Raw genomic sequence first — 16,347 nt, 5'->3', positions numbered from 1 at the left:
CCCCCCCCCCCCCCCCCCCCCCCGGGATCGGATTGCGTACCATCACCCGCTGATGGCACATGGACTGGACCGGGGGAAGCGCTTGTGTCGACCAAGGAAATCGCCCTCATCCTGGCTTGTGACGACGGCTATTTCTTCCACCTGAAGAACCTTCTTCTTTCCATGCGGAAGAACGCGCCATCCCTTTATGCGATGGACAAGTTCTGTATTTCCCCCGGCATGGCGCCTGAGCATGTGGCGTTCATCCATAGCCACGGCGTCACCTATATCCCGATCGGTCCGGATGCCTTCGATGGGCCGCTGCGCCGGATCGTGGCGGAGAAGCCCTACACCTTCTGCCAGTTCATCCGGCCGCTCTTTCCCAAGATCATCACCGGGTACGACCATCTGCTCTATCTGGACTGCGATATCTGGGTGCAGGACGACCGGCTGCTGCCGGTCATTGGGCAGGCTCTGGCCTATTCGCCCCGGCGCGTGGTCGCCGCTCCCCTGATCTCGCATTATTATGAGTCGACCATCATCAGCGCCGACAAGAACCTGGAAGTGCAGCGCAACTGGGTTCATGGCGGCTATGACATCGTCCTGGCTGAGGCCATCGCCAACCGCACCTTCTTCTCCTCCGGCCTGTTCGCCCTTTCCACCCAATCCCCCTTCTGGGAGCTGTGGTGGCAGGAGGTGCTGGAGGTCGCCCCCCGCATCCATCTGGTGAACCAGCAATTCATCCATTTCGCCGAGCAGACGGCCTTCAACGGCGTCATCGCCCACCATGGTCTGGCCACTGTGCTGGACCCGCTCTACAATTTCCATTGCAATGCCGGCGGGGTGGCCCGCAACCCGGTAACCGGCAAGGTCTGCTCCGTCATCTCCAAGCCGGTCCAGGAAATTTGCGTGGTCCATCTGGCCGGATGGGGCGGGCTGCAGGACAGCTACCGCGAACGCCGGCTGGTCTATGAAGACTGAACCCTAACCGATCCAGCTGTTCAGGGCATAAAGAGCGCCGCCGATGGCCGCCCCCAGCAGGGTGCCGTTGATCCGGATATATTGCAGATCGCGGCCCACACGCAGTTCCAAACGATGGGTAAACTCGTCGACATCCTGGGCCTTCAGGGTCCGGGCCACGAAGTCGCGGATGGCCTGACGCCAGCGCGGCAGAGCTGCCACGAAGGCCTGTTCCACCGCCTGGTTCAGCCGGTCGCGCACCGGCGCCTCCTGCATGGCGCCGGCCAGGGATTCCGCCACACCGTGCAAGGCCCCCCTGATATGGCCGTTCGGCCGGTCCAGGTCGGCCAGGGCCGCATCGCGCAGACCCGACAGCAGATCGTTCAGCAATGGCCCCATCGCCGCCGGCCCCGCGAACTGCCGCACCGCCTCCAGCAGGCGCTGGGCCAGTTCGCTGCCCTCCTTGATCTCGTCTGGCAGACCCTTCAGCCAGAGGCGCAGTTCCTGTCCCGCCGGCGCATAGGGGCTGCGCAGGTCCCAGAGATGACCCAGGATGGCTTCGTTGATGGTCCCGGCCAGGGACTTGTCCATCGATGAGGGCATCCACCAGCGCGACTTGCCGGCCACCGCCGCTTCCACGAATCCGCGCTGGCCATGGAACAGGTGGATCAGCCGGTCCACCATTTCCCGCACCAGCAGCTCCATCGCATCGCTGTCCACGAAATGCCGGGCAGCACCGGCGAGCGCCGGACGCAGGTCGGCCTGCGACAGGCCAGCGGCCAGCGCCCGACCCAGCGCCTGTGCCAATGGCGCCTCCCCTTGGCGGGCCAGCAGGCCCGGCAGCATGCCGGCCACCAGATCGACCAGCTTGTCGCGGTCGGCAGGGTCGGACAGCAGGCGGGCGATGCGCGTGGCCGGGTCCATGCGCCGCACCTGTTCCACCAGCATGGCGGGTTCCAGGAACTCCCGGTCGATATAGGCGGCAATGCCGTCGGCGATGCGGTCACGGTTGTGCGGCACCAGGGCCGTATGCGGGATGGGCAGGCCCAGCGGCCGGCGGAACAGGGCCGTCACCGCAAACCAGTCGGCCAGCCCGCCCACCATCCCCGCTTCCGCCACCGCCCGCAGCGCCGGTGCCACGCCCGGCGGCATGAAAGGGGCATGGCTGGCAGCCCAGCCACCCGCCGCCAACGCCAGGAAAGACCCGGCCAGCCAGCGATGGCGCGACAGGTCGCGGGCCAGGCTTTCATCGTCGGCCGGATCGGGAAGGGTGGAGGGAGGGGGATCGGGGTCACGCATGCTCACATCCTACGCCGGTGATCGGGCCTGGGTTTAAGGATTTACCCGCCCGTTACAGACCCGATACCAATTGTCTGCGCCGCCAGCTGTGCCGCCAGCCCTTCACGATAGGTGGGGTACAGCAGGCGATAACCCAACACCCGCTTCAACCGATCGTTCCGCACACGCCGGTTGTCGGCATAGAAACTGGCCGCCATGGCGGACATGGACGCCGGATCGAACGGCTCCAGCGGTGGCGGCTCCACCCGCAGCAGGCGGGCCGCATGCTCCACCACCTGGGCCGCCGGGGCAGGCTCGTCATCCACGACATTATAGGCGGTACCCGGCTGCGGCCGGGCCATGGAGGCCAGCAGGGCACCGCCGATATCATCGACATGGACACGGCAGAACACCTGGCCCGGCTTATCCACCCGCCTGGCCGTGCCGGCACGCAGACTGTCGATGGCGCTGCGGCCGGGACCATAGATGCCGGGCAGGCGGAACAGGTGGACAGGCACACCGGCCTGTTCATGCAGCCCCCGCCACCCGGCCTCCGCCGCCACGCGCCGCCGCCCGCGCGCACCGGTGGCGGCAAGCGGACAGTCCTCGTCCACCCAGCCGCCGCCGGCATCGCCATAGACGCCCGTGGTGGAGAGATAGCCGACCCAACGCAGGCCGCTGGCCCGTGCGGCGATGTCGGCCCCATGCCCGTCCAGGACAGGATCGCCCGCATCGTCGGGCGGGACGGAGGACAGGATATGGGTGGCGCTGTCCAGGATGGCGGCATCCAGGGGCTGGTCCCGGTCGAAGGCGACCGCGTCGATACCGGCGGCGCGCAAGGTCGCCACCTTGTCTGTCCCCCGCGTCGTGCCGCCCACCTGCCATCCGAAAGTGCGCAGACGGGCCGCCAGCCGCAGCGACGTGTATCCAAGACCGAAGATGAACAGCCGGCCGGGCGGCATGTCCGGCATGGGGAACTTGTCGATCATGACTTTTTTGACACTTGCCTGCAGTGGGCGGATGGGGATTTGTAGCGTGCCATGACCCGCTTGCTCAATGCCGGGGCGCTGATCGCCCTTATCCCCCTTTGCCTGCCATTGTCCGCGACGGCACATGAAGGGCTCATCTTCGCCAACCGCACCGCCTGCCTGGACCGGGCGGCGGAGCTGCCCGACTTCGCGTTCGAGGAGGCGAAGCTGTGGGAACGCCAGGGCGGCGGGGCCGATGCCCGCCTCTGTCAGGCGCTTTCCCTGCTGTTGCGCGGTGACTGGGAACTGGCGGCCCCCGCGTTGGAAGCGTCCGCGGCGGAGCTGACCCGTGATTCGGCGTCTGCGCGCGCCAATCTGCTGAGCCGGGCGGGCATGGCCTGGACCAATGCCCACAAACCCGAGAAGGCCGAGGCGGCCTATGGCAAGGCACTGGACCTGATGCCGCGCGACACCCAGATCCTGATGGACCGGGCCATCGCGCGGGCCGGCATGGAACGTTACTGGGAAGCCATCAAGGATTTGAACCGGGTGGTGGAACTGACGCCCAAACTGTCCGAGGCCTGGCTGCTGCGGGCCCAGGCACACCATGTGCTGGCGCTGGACGCCAAATCGATGGTGGATGTTGAGGAGGCGCTGCGCCTGTCACCGCAGAGCGGTGAGGCGCTGCTGCTGCGCGGCAACCTGCGCGCCGCCAAGAGCGACACGCTGCATGCCAAGCAGGATTGGGAGGCTGTGCGCCGCGTCGCCGCCGGCACGCCCGCCGCCGCCACCGCCTTGCAGAACCTGAACGCACTGGACCGCGCCCAGACGGAACAGAAGCGGGAATTGAAGAAGAAGGAAAAGTAGCACTACGGGGCTGTCAACTCTGCCGGCCGATCCTGCTTCAGCCCGATACCCGTCAGCTTCAACCGCCGCGCCTCTGTCATCAGCCAGGCGATCAGGTCGGCGGCCAGGGCCGGGGCATAGCCGTCGGGGCGGATGTTGGAGACGCAGTTGCGTTCCGCATCCCGCGTCACGCCCGGCTGCGGGTGGAAGGTCAGGTAGGCGCCGATACTGTCCGCCGCCGTCAAACCCGGACGCTCCCCGATCAGCATCACCACCATGGCGGCGTTCAACGCCGCCGCCACATCATCGCCCAGCGCCACCCGCGCCTGACGGGCCAGAATCAGCGGCGCCAGGTCCCACCCCGTCAGCCGGGGCAGCAATTCATCCAGCAAGGCCTCGCCATGGTCATGCAGGGCACGGGCCGACAATCCGTCGCCCAGAACGATGACCGCATCATAGCTTTTCTGCGGCCCCTGCCCATGGCAGCGCATGCCCGACAACTGCGCCAGATCGTCTTGATGCAGCCGCCTTCCCAGGTCAGGCCGTTGCAGATAGGCGGCACGGTCGGGTGCCTGGCTGCGCACCACCAGCGTCGGGTGATCGGACAGCGCATCGGCCAGCCCATCGGCGTCAAAGGGCTGGTGGACCGCATCGCGGGCCAGGGCATGGGCTGCCTGGAATTCCAACAGCCGCTCCACGGGCAGCGCGTCACCCGTGCGACCCAGGGCGATGCGGGCCGGCGTGAAACGGCGCAGGTTGGACCAGGGGTCGAAACTGCTCATGCCGCCACCCCATCGAGCAGCTTGCAGACGCCGCTGCCGGCGGCAAGGGCGGGGCGGATGCGGGCCTCGCCATCCATCACCCCCATCCGTTGCAGCCATGCCTCGAATTCCGGTGCCGGACGCAGGCCCAGGGCGGTGCGGACATAATTGGCGTCGTGGAAGCTGGTGCTCTGATAGGAGAGCATCACATCATCCGCCCCCGGCACACCCATGATGTAGGAACAGCCGGCCACCCCCAGCAGGGTCAGCAGATTGTCCATGTCATCCTGATCCGCCTCGGCATGGTTGGTGTAGCAAACGTCAACCCCCATCGGCAGGCCCAGCAGCTTGCCGCAGCAATGATCCTCCAGCCCCGCCCGGATGATCTGCTTGCCGTCATAGAGATATTCCGGCCCGATGAAGCCCACGACCGTATTGACCAGCAGCGGATCGAAGGCCCGGGCCACGGCATAGGCCCTTACCTCCATCGTCTGCTGGTCCAGGCCGTGATGGGCCTCGGCCGACAGGGCGCTGCCCTGCCCCGTTTCGAAATACATGACATTCTGCCCGACGGTGCCGCGCTTCAGGGCCAGGGCCGCCTCATGCGCCTCTTTCAGGATCGACAGGTCGATGCCGAAAGACCGGTTGGCCGCCTGCGACCCGGCGATGGACTGGAACACCAGATCCACGGGTCCGGCCCGTTCCATCACCTGGATCAGGGTGGTGACATGGGCAAGCACACAGGATTGCACCGGTATGTCGAAGCGGCGGCGCAGATCGTCGATCATCGACAAAAGGTCCAGGCAGCGCCCCGCCGAATCCGTGGCCGGGTTGATGCCGATGGTGGCATCACCGCACCCATACATCAGCCCGTCCAGGATGCTGGCGGCGATGGCCTTGGGATCATCGGTCGGGTGGTTGGGCTGCAGCCGCACCGACAGGCGGCCGGGCAGGCCGATCGTCGTGCGGAAGGCGGTGACGACGCGGGCCTTGCGCCCCACGGCGATCAGGTCCTGATTGCGCATCAGCTTGGACGTGGCAGCCACCATCTCCGGCGTCAGGCCGGGGGAAAGGCTGGCCAACGCGTCGGAGGTCGCGGCGTCCGACAGCAGCCAGTCGCGAAATTGCCCGACGCTCATATGGGCAACGGGGGCGAAGGCGGCGGCGTCATGGCTGTCCATGATCAGCCGCGTCACCTCGTCCTGCTCATACGGAACCAGCGGCTCTGCCAGGAACGCTTTCAGCGGCAGATCGGCAAGCGCCATGCGGGCAGCCACCCGCTCCGCATCGCTGCCCGCCGCCACACCGGCCAGCAGGTCACCCGACCGGGCCGGGGTGGCACGGGCCAGCAGGGTCTTCAGGTCATCGAACCGATAGTTCGTCCGCCCCACGGTCGCGCTGTACGCCATGCCCGCCCCCGTCGTTTGACGGGAGACAGCGTAGCAAAGCCCACAGGAACGGCAAGATATTGCGGTGCAAAAAAAGGAGGCCGTCGGTCAGGTCATCCAACCGGGGAACAAGGCCCGCAGACCCGCGGCGATGATCTCCACCGCCACGGCGGCCAGCAGCAGGCCGGTCAGGCGGTTCATGATGTTCAGGCCGGTCTGTCCCAGCTTGTTGCCGATGGGTACGGCCAGCCGCAAGGTCAGCAGCAGGCCCGCACAGACGATCAGGATGCAGCCGACCAGGATGGCGTAATGTTCCCAGCCCACGCCGCGTTGCGCTTCGATGATCACGGCGGAGATGGAGCCGGGGCCGGCCAGCAGCGGCAGGCCCAGCGGCACCACGCCGATGGCGGTGCGCGTGCCGGCCTCATCCGCTTCCTGCTGGGTCTGCTTCACACCACTGACCGTGGCGTTCAGCAGCGACAGGGCGATCAACAGCAGCACGATGCCGCCACCCACCCGGAAGCTGGCCAGGCTGGTGCCCAGCACCGTGAGGATGGCATCACCCAGAAAAACGGAACTAACCAGCACGGTGGCCACCGTCATCACGGCGGATAGCGCGATGGAGTTCCGCTCCGCCGCGCTGCGCCCCTCCGTCATGCCGAGAAAGATGGGGATGGCCGCAAAGGGTGTCAGGATGGCGAACAGCGCGATGAGGAACCGCGAATACTCGGACCAGGCTTCCATGGAGATGTCCGGCAGGGCACGTGTGTCAGGGAGCGGAACCATAGCATGGAAGCGGGGGCCGATTGGAAGGGACCTACCGGGCGATGGTGCGGCATCGGCCGGTCTGCGGCCGGGACGCGATACCGGACGATGGTGCGGCATCGGCCGGTCTGCGGCCGGGACGCGATATATGTCAGGAATGCCGAAGTTTGCGGGAGAGCCGGCCCAGCAGTTCACGCGGCGTCGCAGCGCGTTCTTTGCCCATACGGGGTGCCCGCTTCTGGGTATGGCGCCCCTTTTCAAAGACCACGATGCTGTCATAGAGGTGGATGGACAGGGTCGAGCGGGTGAATTCGTCGGGCTCAATGGCGCCGCGGGCGTGATCGGCATTCAGGGAATCGATCAGACCCTTGGTCCGTTCGATAAAACTGCCTTCCTGCCGATACCCTCCCTCGAACTCCGGCCAATAGGCGGTGTGCATATCCTCCACCATATAGACCCCGTTCTTGGATACCTGCGGATAGAGATATCGAAAGGTGTCGTTGACGTGGGACATGACGTGACTACCATCGTCCAGCACCACGTCCGGCACCCCGAACTCGGCCAGAACATCCTTCAGGAACCCCTCATCCTGCTGCGGACCGATGCGGATGGCGATCTGGTCATCCGCGTAGTCCCGGCATTCGGGATTGATGTCGATACCGATGATCGTGGCATGGGGACCAAAGAACCGCTTCCACATCTGCAGCGAACCACCGCTGCCGCAGCCGATTTCAATGAAGGTGACGGTTTTGTTGATCCAGGGACTGAAGTGACGTTCATAGGCTGGAAAGTAATGTTTCCACTTATGAATGATCCGGCCGGTATTATTGTAGAAATCCGTGTGAAGATTCATGATTTCATCTCCCCATCATGGACGCTGGACCCGTCGCCTGTGCGATGGCCCGGTGCGTGACCCGTGATCTTTGCCGGTGCTGTAGTTGCAGGTACCCCCGCCCAACAGTCGGAACGGCCACAGCGCGACAACGCCTTCACACCCGGAAGCATGCACGGCTTCATATGTTGCGAAGGACGGCTTTCTGTCAATTTATCTAACGGTTAATACTTTCGGTTAGCAACTATATGGTTTATTTTAATCGATAACAACTCGTAGTTTTTCACGAATATTAATGTCATGCGGAAAGTATATTGATCCATTTATCGGTAAACTATACCAAGCCAGCGCGGGCATCACAAACGCAAAGGCCCGTCATCGTCCCCCGAAGGGGTAATGACGGGCCTTTACAGTCGCGGATAAAAAGGGACCGGTACGCGTCAGCCGGCCGCTCCATGGCAATGCTTGAACTTCTTACCACTGCCGCAAGGACAGGGCGCGTTGCGGGGCGTGTTCACCCAGGCCTCACCATCGGTCAGATCCGTCTCCTGCGCCACGGGCAAGGCAGCGGCCCCCATGCCGAAATGCGGCAGGCTGGCACGGCGCATGCCATCGGGCAGCGGGGCATCAGCCGGGGGCGTGCCACCGGCGAACGCCGGGTCGAAACGTGTCTCCTCCCCGAAGGTCGGCATGGGCAGGGGCTCCGGCTCCGTCACGCGGACCTGGATCAGCATCAGCATCTGGGTCACCTGCTCGCGCAGATTATCCAGCAGGCCGGAAAACAGCTCGAACGCTTCCTTTTTATATTCGTTCAGCGGGTCGCGCTGCGCATAGGCGCGCAAGTTGATGCCCTGACGCAGATGGTCGAGCGAGAGCAGATGGTCCTTCCAGACCTGGTCCAGGATCTGGAGCAGCAGGCTCTTCTCGATATTGCGCAAGAGGCCGGCACCATAGGCGGCTTCCTTCTCCGCCATCTTGTCCTCGGCATACTTCAGCAGCCGCTCGGTGATCTCCTCGTCGGCGATGCCCTCTTCCTTGGCCCAGTCGCGGACCGGCAGGTCGGCACCCAGCAGGCGTAGGCATTCCTCGTGCAGTAGATTGACGTTCCACTGCTCGGCATAGGCGTTTTCCGGGATGGCACGGCGCACCATGTCGGTGATCACCTCATGGCGCATGGAGCCGACCATCTCCTGGACGTCCTCGGCCTCCATGATCTCCTTACGCTGCTCATAAATGACCTTGCGCTGGTCATTCATGACATTGTCGTACTTCAGCAGGTTCTTGCGGATTTCGAAGTTATGGGCTTCGACGCGCTGCTGGGCCTTTTCCAGGGCCTTGTTGATCCAGGGATGGATGATGGCCTCACCCTCCTGCAGGCCCAGCTTCTGGAGCATGCCGTCCAGGCGCTGGCTGCCGAAGATGCGCATCAGGTCGTCATCCAGCGACAGGAAGAACTTGGACGCACCCGGATCGCCCTGACGGCCTGAACGGCCGCGCAACTGGTTGTCGATACGCCGGCTCTCATGGCGCTCGGTACCCACGACATACAGGCCGCCGGCCTTGATCACGATCTCCTTGGCGACGGCGATTTCGGCCTTGATCTCGGCGATGCGGCGTTGGCGCTCCTCACCCTCCGGCACGTCCGCCAGTTCGAACTCGACCCGCATGTCGAAATTGCCGCCCAGCTGGATATCGGTACCGCGGCCGGCCATGTTGGTGGCGATCGTTACGGCACCGGGACGACCCGCCTGCGAAACGATATAGGCTTCCTGTTCATGATAACGGGCGTTCAACACCTTGTGCGGAATGCCCTTCTTCTTCATGAGGGTCGAGAGCGTCTCCGACTTCTCGATCGATACGGTACCGACCAGAACCGGCTGCTGCCGTTCACGGCATTCCTCGACCAGCTTGACGATGGCCTCGTACTTCTCCGCGGCCGACCGATAGACCTCGTCATCATTGTCGATACGGGCGACGGGCAGGTTGGTGGGAATGTCCACCACCTCCAGGCCATAGATCTCGGCAAATTCCGACGCTTCGGTCATGGCCGTGCCGGTCATGCCCGCCAGCTTGGGATAGAGGCGGAAATAGTTCTGGAAGGTGATGCTGGCCAGCGTCTGGTTCTCGCGCTGGATCGCGACACCTTCCTTGGCCTCCAGCGCCTGATGCAAGCCCTCGGAGTAGCGCCGTCCCTCCATCATGCGGCCCGTGAACTCGTCGATGATGATGACCTTGTCATCCTTGACGATGTAATCCACGTCGCGGGTGAAAAGCTGGTGGGCCTTCAGCGCCTGGTTCATGTGGTGGACCAGGGAGATGTTCTGGATGTCGTACAGATCGCCGGTCTTCAGCAGTTCCATCTTTGTCAGGATCTGCGCCACCTTCTCCGTGCCCGATTCGGTCATGGAGACGGCCTTGGCCTTCTCGTCCTTCTCGAAATCGCCCTCGCCGATCTGGTCCATCACCTTGTTAATGGCGATGTACAGTTCAGACCCGTCGGTGGAGGGGCCGGAGATGATCAGCGGCGTGCGCGCCTCATCCACCAGGATGCTGTCCACCTCATCGACGATGGCGTAATTGAAGGGCCGCTGCACCATATCGGTCAGGCGGTACTTCATATTGTCGCGCAGATAATCGAAGCCGAACTCGTTGTTGGTGCCATAGGTGATGTCGCAGGCATAGGCGGCGCGACGCTCATCATCATCCAGGCCATGGACGATGACGCCCGTGGTCAGTCCCAGAAAGCCGTAGAGCTTGCCCATATGCGTGGCATCGCGGCTGGCCAGATAGTCGTTCACCGTGACGACATGCACGCCCTTGCCCTGCAGCGCATTCAGATAGACCGCAAGGGTACCGACCAGGGTCTTGCCCTCGCCCGTGCGCATTTCGGCGATCTTGCCGGAATGCAGCACCATGCCGCCGATCATCTGCACGTCGAAATGGCGCATGCCCATGACGCGCCTGGATGCCTCGCGCACCGTAGCGAAGGCGTCGGGCAGGATATCCGCCAGCGTCTCGCCCTTTTCCAGCCGGTCGCGCAGCCAGTCGGTGCGCATCTGCAACTCGGCATCCGACAGGCCGGCCAGCTTCGGCTCCAGCGCGTTGATGGCTTCCACCTGCTTGCGCAGACCCTTGACCACCCGCTCATTGGCGCTGCCGAACAGCTTGCGGGCGATGGAACCGAACATAGAGGCACTCCGACTAGGAACAGGCGCGATTGAGGACACCGGGCACGACGAATCCCCGGTAACGGCCGGGCCGGCCGCCGGGAAGGTTTTCGCACCGAAACAGGCTCCGCCCATTCCAGCGCCCGTCACAGATAAGACCGCGCATCGCTTCGGTCAATGCGGCATGCCACCCCGGGGCGGGTTTTCCCGGGCGTTGCAGCCATGAAATGGCCATGAACGGGCCCTTTTCATTGACCTTATGGCCATATCCAAGGCCCCTTGCCTGTCTATGGCCTGTCATGCTTTATGCCGATGCGGTCCGGAGGGGATGTTCCCGCCGGCCAACCGGATTGTTTGCAGGGAACCTCCACAGATGTCGTTCAAGACCATGCGTGCCGCCCTGGTTGCCGCCGCCCTCGGGTCGGTCGCCGCCGCAGCATTGACCCCGGCCATGGCACAGGACGCGGCCAAGCCGGCCGCGGCCCCGGCCGCCAAGCCCGCCGCCGGCACGCTGGCTGACGATCCGGTCGTCGCCCGCGCCAATGGCAAGGAATTCAAGCGCTCCGACGTGCTGGCGCTGTTGCAGCAGCTGGATCCGCAGGTCCAGCAGATGCCCTTGCAGATGATCTTCCCGCAGCTGGTCGAACAGCTGGTCCAGGCCCAGCTGGTGACCGAGGCCGGTTACAAGGCCAAGCTGCAGGACAGTGCGGAGGTCAAGCGCCGCCTGAAGCAGGCGGAAGAGCAGTTTGTCCAGCAGGCCTGGCTGAAGGCCGAGATCGACAAGAAGCTGACCGCCGACAAGCTGAAGGCCGCCTATGACAAGTGGATCAAGGAGAACCCGCCGCAGGACGAGGTGAAGGCCAGCCACATCCTGGTGAAGACCAAGGAAGAGGCCGATGCCATCATCAAGCAGCTGAAGGGCGGGGCCGACTTCGCCAAGCTGGCGGCCGAGAAGGGCACCGACGGCACGAAGGAGACGGGTGGCGACCTGGGCTATTTCGTGAAGGACCAGATGGTGAAGCCCTTCGCCGACGCCGCCTTCGCCATGAAGGTGGGTGAGGTCAGTGCTGCCCCGGTGCAGACCGATTTCGGTTTCCACGTCATCAAGGTCGCCGACAAGCGCAAGCAGACCCCGCCGACCTTCGACCAGGCCACCCCGCAGCTGCGCCAGATGGTGGCCCAGGAGATCGCCGAGGAAGTGGTGAAGGGCCTGGAAAAGACCGCCAAGGTCGAGAAGTTCAACATCGACGGCTCGCCGATGGTGGCTGCCCCGGCAGCACCGGCGCCGCAGAAGAAGTGATCATGCCGGTGGGTTGGCCACGGGCCCGCCCGCCGTCTGGACTGGAAACCCCGTCGCATCGCGGCGGGGTTTTTTGTCGTGCCGTCCCCACCGATCACCGGCCCCCGGATGGTCTAAGTGTTCGCGAAAAAGCCGATCTGTTTTCATGTTGTATTTTATGTGAGAGCGACATTGCGTTAATAGGTTGTGGGCAAACGAACAGATTGTCATGCGGGGCAAATGATGGCTGATGATTATCTAGCGACCACGCTGACCACGGGAAAGTTGACGATCGGCGGCCAATCGTCGGGTCGTATTGAACAAGTCGGGGACGCGGACTGGTTCGCCGTGGACCTCACGGCGGGCACTGCCTACAAATTCTACGGCTATGATGCGCTCAGCCGCGGCGGCACGCTGCTCGGGGTCGGTATTTCACTCTACAGCCCGTCGGGTTCCATCCTGGCCAGCGCGGGCGAAACTGACACCATCGGCTATACGCCCAGCCTGTCCGGCCGCTATTTCTTGTCGGCGAAAAGCCTTTATGCTGTCGGCACATACAGCAGCACCGGCATGGGCAGCTATAAGCTGCGGGCGGTTGTTGCAACAGATGACGATTACCTGGCAAGCGCGCAGACAGCGGGCATGCTGACGATCGGTGGCGAGGTGAGGGGCACGATCGAAACCGTCGGTGACAGGGACTGGCTTGCCATGGATCTGGTGGCGGGCACAACCTACCGGTTCGCCGGCTATGACGCGTCGAGCTATGCTGGCACGCTGCCGGGCCTGTTTCTGTCGCTTCGCTCCCCCTCTGGTTCGTCGACCGCCAGCAGTTCAACCGACGACATGATCACCTACACACCGACTGTCTCCGGGCGTTACTTCCTGGATGTGGCCGGCTATTCCGGGCGGACTGGCACCTATTCGCTGCAGGCTCTGGTGTTGGCGGGGGCTGATGATTATGCGGACAACAGCAGAACAACGGGCGTTTTGGCGATCGGCGGGCAGGTGCAGGGCGTGATCGGGCTGCCGGAGGACAGGGATTGGTTCGGCGTCGACCTGGTGGCGGGCAAGACCTATCAGTTCGACGGGTTCGATGCGTATACTGGCGGCGGCACGCTGCCCGAAATCGCATTCAGATTCTACTCATCCCAGGGGACCTTGCCCTTAGCCGCCGGGCAAAAGATCAACATCACGCCCACCGCTTCCGGCCGCTACTACTTGGCGGCGGAGAGCGCCACCTTGAACGAGAGGGGATCATACACGGTGACCGCAACCGAGGTGTTGGCGGATGAGTATTCCGCCAATACACAGACGGCCGGCCTCCTGCCCGTCGGAGGTCGGGTGACAGGCGTGATCGGTGTGGCCGGCGATGTGGATTGGATTGCCGTTGATCTGGTGGCGGGCACAACCTACCGGTTCGGTGGCCGTGGTTCGGGTGATGGCGGCGGCACACTGTCCAATGTCGTCCTTGCCCTTCAGAATCCTTCGGGCACGGCTGTGACCGGCGTCAGCCTGACGGACGGCGCTGGCTATACGCCTACGATTTCCGGACGCTATTTCCTGGCGACCAGCGGCGGCGGCGATACGGGCACCTATACGCTGACGGCATCGGCATATACGCCCCCAACACTGACCGTCAGCAATCCCGTCATGGCGGAGGCAGGGGGCCACCTGATCTATACTGTCGCCCTGTCGGACACATCGACCACGCCCGTCACTTTCATAGCCAGAACCGAAGGCGGAACGGCCGCTGTCGGCAGCGATTACGTGACCGTCAACCGGACTGTCACCATCGCCGCCGGTGACACCAGCGCCACCATCGAGGTGAGCGTGAAGGACGATGACAGGGTGGAGGCGAATGAAACTGTCGGCTTGACGCTATTGCAGGCCACCGGGGCCATCCTAGCCAGCAATGCTGCCAGCATAACGGGCACCGGGGTGATCGTGGATGACGACCTGCCCACCGCCGCTTTCACCCTGGATGCCTATCGCGCGCTGAACCCCGATCTGGTGTCGGCCTTTGGTAATAATGACAGCGCCTACGTCAGTCACTACGTGACCAACGGCAAAGCTGAGGGCCGGGCCAGCGCCGGGTTCGATGCCGAGGCCTATGCGGCGCTGAACCCCGACCTGTTCAACGCCTTCGGCTTGAACGAGGATGCCCTGGCCAGCCATTACCGCAATAACGGCAAGACGGAAGGACGGCTGGCTGAAGGGTTCGATGCGGAAGCCTATGCGGCGCTGAACCCCGACCTGTTCGGGGTGTTCGGCACCAGCCATGCCGCCCTGGTCACCCATTATGTCAATAATGGCAAGGCGGAAGGCCGCCTGGCCACCGGCTTCGATGCCGAGGCCTATGCGGCCTTGAACCCCGACCTGTTCAGCGCCTTCGGCCTCAACGCCACCAGCCTGATCACCCATTACATTCAGAGCGGTCGGGCGGAGGGACGGGTGGCCACGGGCTTCGACGCGGAGGCCTATGCGGCCTTGAACCCCGACCTGTTCAACGCCTTCGGCCTGGACCATGTCGCCCTGGTCAACCACTACATCAGTAACGGCCGCGCAGAAGGTCGCCCGGCCTTTACGGTGGAGTTGACCCTGCTCGGCGTGATGGATGGGACCCTCTGAGGCCGGGACAGCAGGCTACGACCTGGGTTGGGCGGATGGTGGCTTCAGCCTCTTCCGCCCCATCCAGGCCAGCCCCGCCACCCCCACCACCAGGGTGGCCAACCAGACGATGCGGCTCTGGTATCGGTCATGCGGGTTGGACAAGGCGCCACTGATGAAGGCGTTGCCGATCAGGGCGATGGCGGTGAACAGGGCCAGTGCGGCCAGGTCGCGCCGACCAGTGCGAAAGCCCCAGACCGCCACCAGGATCAGGCCCAGGCCCGACAAATGCGCCACCGGCACATGCACCAAGTTCAACGCGTCGAACAGGCGCTGCGTCGTCTCCTCCCGCTGCTGGCGGGCAGACATGAAGTCCAGATAGCGCCGGCCTGGCAGTTGGGACGAAAAGATCCAGCGCGTCACCTCCTGCCATTCATCCAGCCCGTCACCAGTCTGCACCATGACCAACTGGTCCCAGGTCGCCAACAGGGCGGTTGCCAAGAACGCGCCGGGATATGTCGCGACGATCCCCCCCACCAACCTGGACAGTTCCGCATCCGCCGCCCCCCAGCCGCCGATGGCGCGGAAGGGGCTGTCGACATGCCAGATGAAATCATCGGCGGTCGTCGGCAACTGGTCCTTATAGGCACAGAGCTTGATAGTCGGGTCCGGGCAATGGTCGGTCAGATAACGCTGGGCCAACCCATCCTGCACCAGCCGGCCGAAGATGAAGACCGGCCCGCCCGGCGTGAAGCCCGGCTTGCCGATAAGGGCCATGTGCAAGGTCGGCATGGCCACCAGCGACAAGGCCAGCAACCCCGCCGCCGGTGCGATGCGCGGCGCCAGACCCCAGCCGCGCCAGCGGTCCAGCCCCTTGGCCAGGGCGATGGTGACCACCAGCCCCATGGCCAGCGCCATGCCCGACATGTGCGACAGGAGCGCCAGCAGCCCGATGGCGGCCACCCCCACCCGTTCCCGCATGTCCAGATGGTCCCAGCGGAAGGACAGCAGCCACAAGCAGAGAACCAGCAGCGGCAGCAGGATGTCGGGCATCAGTTGGCCCACATACCAGGAGATGCCGGTCAGGGCCGACAGCGCGATGGCCACCACGCCCGTCACTTGTCGCGGTGGCCAGTCGCGGAAGCCCGCCCCATGCACGCGCAGCAGCAGGTGGATCAGCCACAGCGTGGCCGCCGCCTGCGCTAGGACCGGTCCCCAGAAACTGAACCAGCGCAGGGACGTGAAATAGAGGAACAGGCCATAGAAGAAGGACCGGCCGGGCTCCAGCCCCCAGTCAAGCACCCGCTTGATATAGCCGCCCGTGTCGAAGAACACGATGGGGAAGCCGTTCCACAGGGCCGCCCCCAGCAGCGCGATTCCGCCCATCCACAGTGCCAGCCGGGGCGCATCCAGGCGGGGCTGGCGGCGGCGTGGATGGGAACTGTCGTCGGCATCGGTCATGCAAGGCCTCTGGCGCGCAAGATGAAGGGCGGGAACCAGCATGGCGCTACCATGAT

Annotated in this window: 12 protein-coding genes; 4 read left to right on the top strand and 8 right to left on the bottom strand. The window is 64.3% G+C overall.

The genetic code is table 11. The features are described 5' to 3' along the window. Positions 1-84 precede the first annotated feature (84 nt). Positions 85-960 carry a hypothetical protein gene (locus AC1Q7F_RS01355; protein ID WP_492503022.1) on the top strand — a complete coding sequence of 292 codons (876 nt, stop codon included), beginning with the start codon at positions 85-87 and terminating at the stop codon, positions 958-960. 3 nt (positions 961-963) lie between these two features. On the opposite strand, the gene AC1Q7F_RS01350 is transcribed toward AC1Q7F_RS01355, so the two are convergent. Further along, positions 964-2,238, bottom strand: a complete 1,275-nt coding sequence (locus AC1Q7F_RS01350; RefSeq protein WP_492503020.1) for a DUF445 domain-containing protein — start codon at positions 2,236-2,238, stop codon at positions 964-966. Between the two features lie 41 nt (positions 2,239-2,279). Next, positions 2,280-3,206, bottom strand: coding sequence for an SDR family oxidoreductase (locus AC1Q7F_RS01345; RefSeq protein ID WP_492503018.1), 927 nt, complete (start codon positions 3,204-3,206; stop codon positions 2,280-2,282). A 51-nt stretch (positions 3,207-3,257) separates the two neighbouring features. On the opposite strand from AC1Q7F_RS01345, the gene AC1Q7F_RS01340 reads away from it, so the two are divergent. After that, positions 3,258-4,052: a hypothetical protein gene (locus AC1Q7F_RS01340; RefSeq protein ID WP_492503016.1), complete on the top strand. Its 795-nt coding sequence runs from the start codon at positions 3,258-3,260 to the stop codon at positions 4,050-4,052. 2 nt (positions 4,053-4,054) lie between these two features. Here AC1Q7F_RS01340 and eutC read toward each other — a convergent pair whose 3' ends face one another. The 5 genes from eutC to secA all read right to left on the bottom strand — a co-directional run bounded on the left by eutC (position 4,055) and on the right by secA (position 10,965). After that, on the bottom strand, positions 4,055-4,813 hold the full coding sequence (gene eutC, locus AC1Q7F_RS01335; protein ID WP_492503014.1) for an ethanolamine ammonia-lyase subunit EutC: 759 nt from the start codon (positions 4,811-4,813) through the stop codon (positions 4,055-4,057). Further along, positions 4,810-6,201, bottom strand: coding sequence for an ethanolamine ammonia-lyase subunit EutB (locus AC1Q7F_RS01330; RefSeq protein ID WP_492503012.1), 1,392 nt, complete (start codon positions 6,199-6,201; stop codon positions 4,810-4,812). Before AC1Q7F_RS01330 ends, eutC begins: the two co-directional genes overlap by 4 nt. 87 nt (positions 6,202-6,288) lie before the next feature. Beyond that, positions 6,289-6,924 carry a MarC family protein gene (locus AC1Q7F_RS01325; RefSeq protein WP_492503010.1) on the bottom strand — a complete coding sequence of 212 codons (636 nt, stop codon included), beginning with the start codon at positions 6,922-6,924 and terminating at the stop codon, positions 6,289-6,291. Positions 6,925-7,096: 172 nt separating this feature from the next. Continuing rightward, complete coding sequence (locus tag AC1Q7F_RS01320; RefSeq protein ID WP_492503008.1) at positions 7,097-7,798, bottom strand: hypothetical protein; 702 nt, start codon at positions 7,796-7,798, stop codon at positions 7,097-7,099. A gap of 419 nt (positions 7,799-8,217) precedes the next feature. Continuing rightward, a complete protein-coding gene (secA, locus tag AC1Q7F_RS01315; RefSeq protein ID WP_492503006.1) occupies positions 8,218-10,965 on the bottom strand; it encodes a preprotein translocase subunit SecA in 2,748 nt (915 codons plus the stop codon). Between the two features lie 352 nt (positions 10,966-11,317). On the opposite strand from secA, the gene AC1Q7F_RS01310 reads away from it, so the two are divergent. Both AC1Q7F_RS01310 and AC1Q7F_RS01305 read left to right on the top strand, forming a co-directional pair. Next, a complete protein-coding gene (locus AC1Q7F_RS01310; RefSeq protein WP_492503004.1) occupies positions 11,318-12,244 on the top strand; it encodes a peptidylprolyl isomerase in 927 nt (308 codons plus the stop codon). A 222-nt stretch (positions 12,245-12,466) separates the two neighbouring features. Continuing rightward, positions 12,467-14,851: a Calx-beta domain-containing protein gene (locus AC1Q7F_RS01305; protein ID WP_492503002.1), complete on the top strand. Its 2,385-nt coding sequence runs from the start codon at positions 12,467-12,469 to the stop codon at positions 14,849-14,851. 15 nt (positions 14,852-14,866) lie between these two features. Here the strand turns inward: AC1Q7F_RS01305 and AC1Q7F_RS01300 are convergent, their stop codons facing one another. Continuing rightward, positions 14,867-16,291 (bottom strand): hypothetical protein, encoded by a 1,425-nt coding sequence (locus AC1Q7F_RS01300; protein WP_492503000.1) that lies wholly within the window; start codon positions 16,289-16,291, stop codon positions 14,867-14,869. Positions 16,292-16,347: the final 56 nt, after the last annotated feature.

It is taken from the genome of Niveispirillum sp. GW835-FHT14G11 (genome assembly GCF_058793615.1).
Note: the sequence above shows the minus strand (reverse complement) of the source record. Positions and strands in the feature narration are given on the sequence as shown.

Bases quoted from the DNA above. Each gene is read 5' to 3' on its own strand.
- AC1Q7F_RS01350 (WP_492503020.1), bottom strand. From the start codon at position 2,238: ATGCGTGACCCCGATCCCCCTCCCTCCACCCTTCCCGATCCGGCCGAC.
- AC1Q7F_RS01340 (WP_492503016.1), top strand. From the start codon at position 3,258: ATGACCCGCTTGCTCAATGCCGGGGCGCTGATCGCCCTTATCCCCCTT.
- AC1Q7F_RS01310 (WP_492503004.1), top strand. From the start codon at position 11,318: ATGTCGTTCAAGACCATGCGTGCCGCCCTGGTTGCCGCCGCCCTCGGG.
- eutC (WP_492503014.1), bottom strand. From the start codon at position 4,813: ATGAGCAGTTTCGACCCCTGGTCCAACCTGCGCCGTTTCACGCCGGCC.
- AC1Q7F_RS01345 (WP_492503018.1), bottom strand. From the start codon at position 3,206: ATGATCGACAAGTTCCCCATGCCGGACATGCCGCCCGGCCGGCTGTTC.
- AC1Q7F_RS01325 (WP_492503010.1), bottom strand. From the start codon at position 6,924: ATGGAAGCCTGGTCCGAGTATTCGCGGTTCCTCATCGCGCTGTTCGCC.
- AC1Q7F_RS01330 (WP_492503012.1), bottom strand. From the start codon at position 6,201: ATGGCGTACAGCGCGACCGTGGGGCGGACGAACTATCGGTTCGATGAC.
- AC1Q7F_RS01320 (WP_492503008.1), bottom strand. From the start codon at position 7,798: ATGAATCTTCACACGGATTTCTACAATAATACCGGCCGGATCATTCAT.
- AC1Q7F_RS01305 (WP_492503002.1), top strand. From the start codon at position 12,467: ATGGCTGATGATTATCTAGCGACCACGCTGACCACGGGAAAGTTGACG.
- secA (WP_492503006.1), bottom strand. From the start codon at position 10,965: ATGTTCGGTTCCATCGCCCGCAAGCTGTTCGGCAGCGCCAATGAGCGG.
- AC1Q7F_RS01300 (WP_492503000.1), bottom strand. From the start codon at position 16,291: ATGACCGATGCCGACGACAGTTCCCATCCACGCCGCCGCCAGCCCCGC.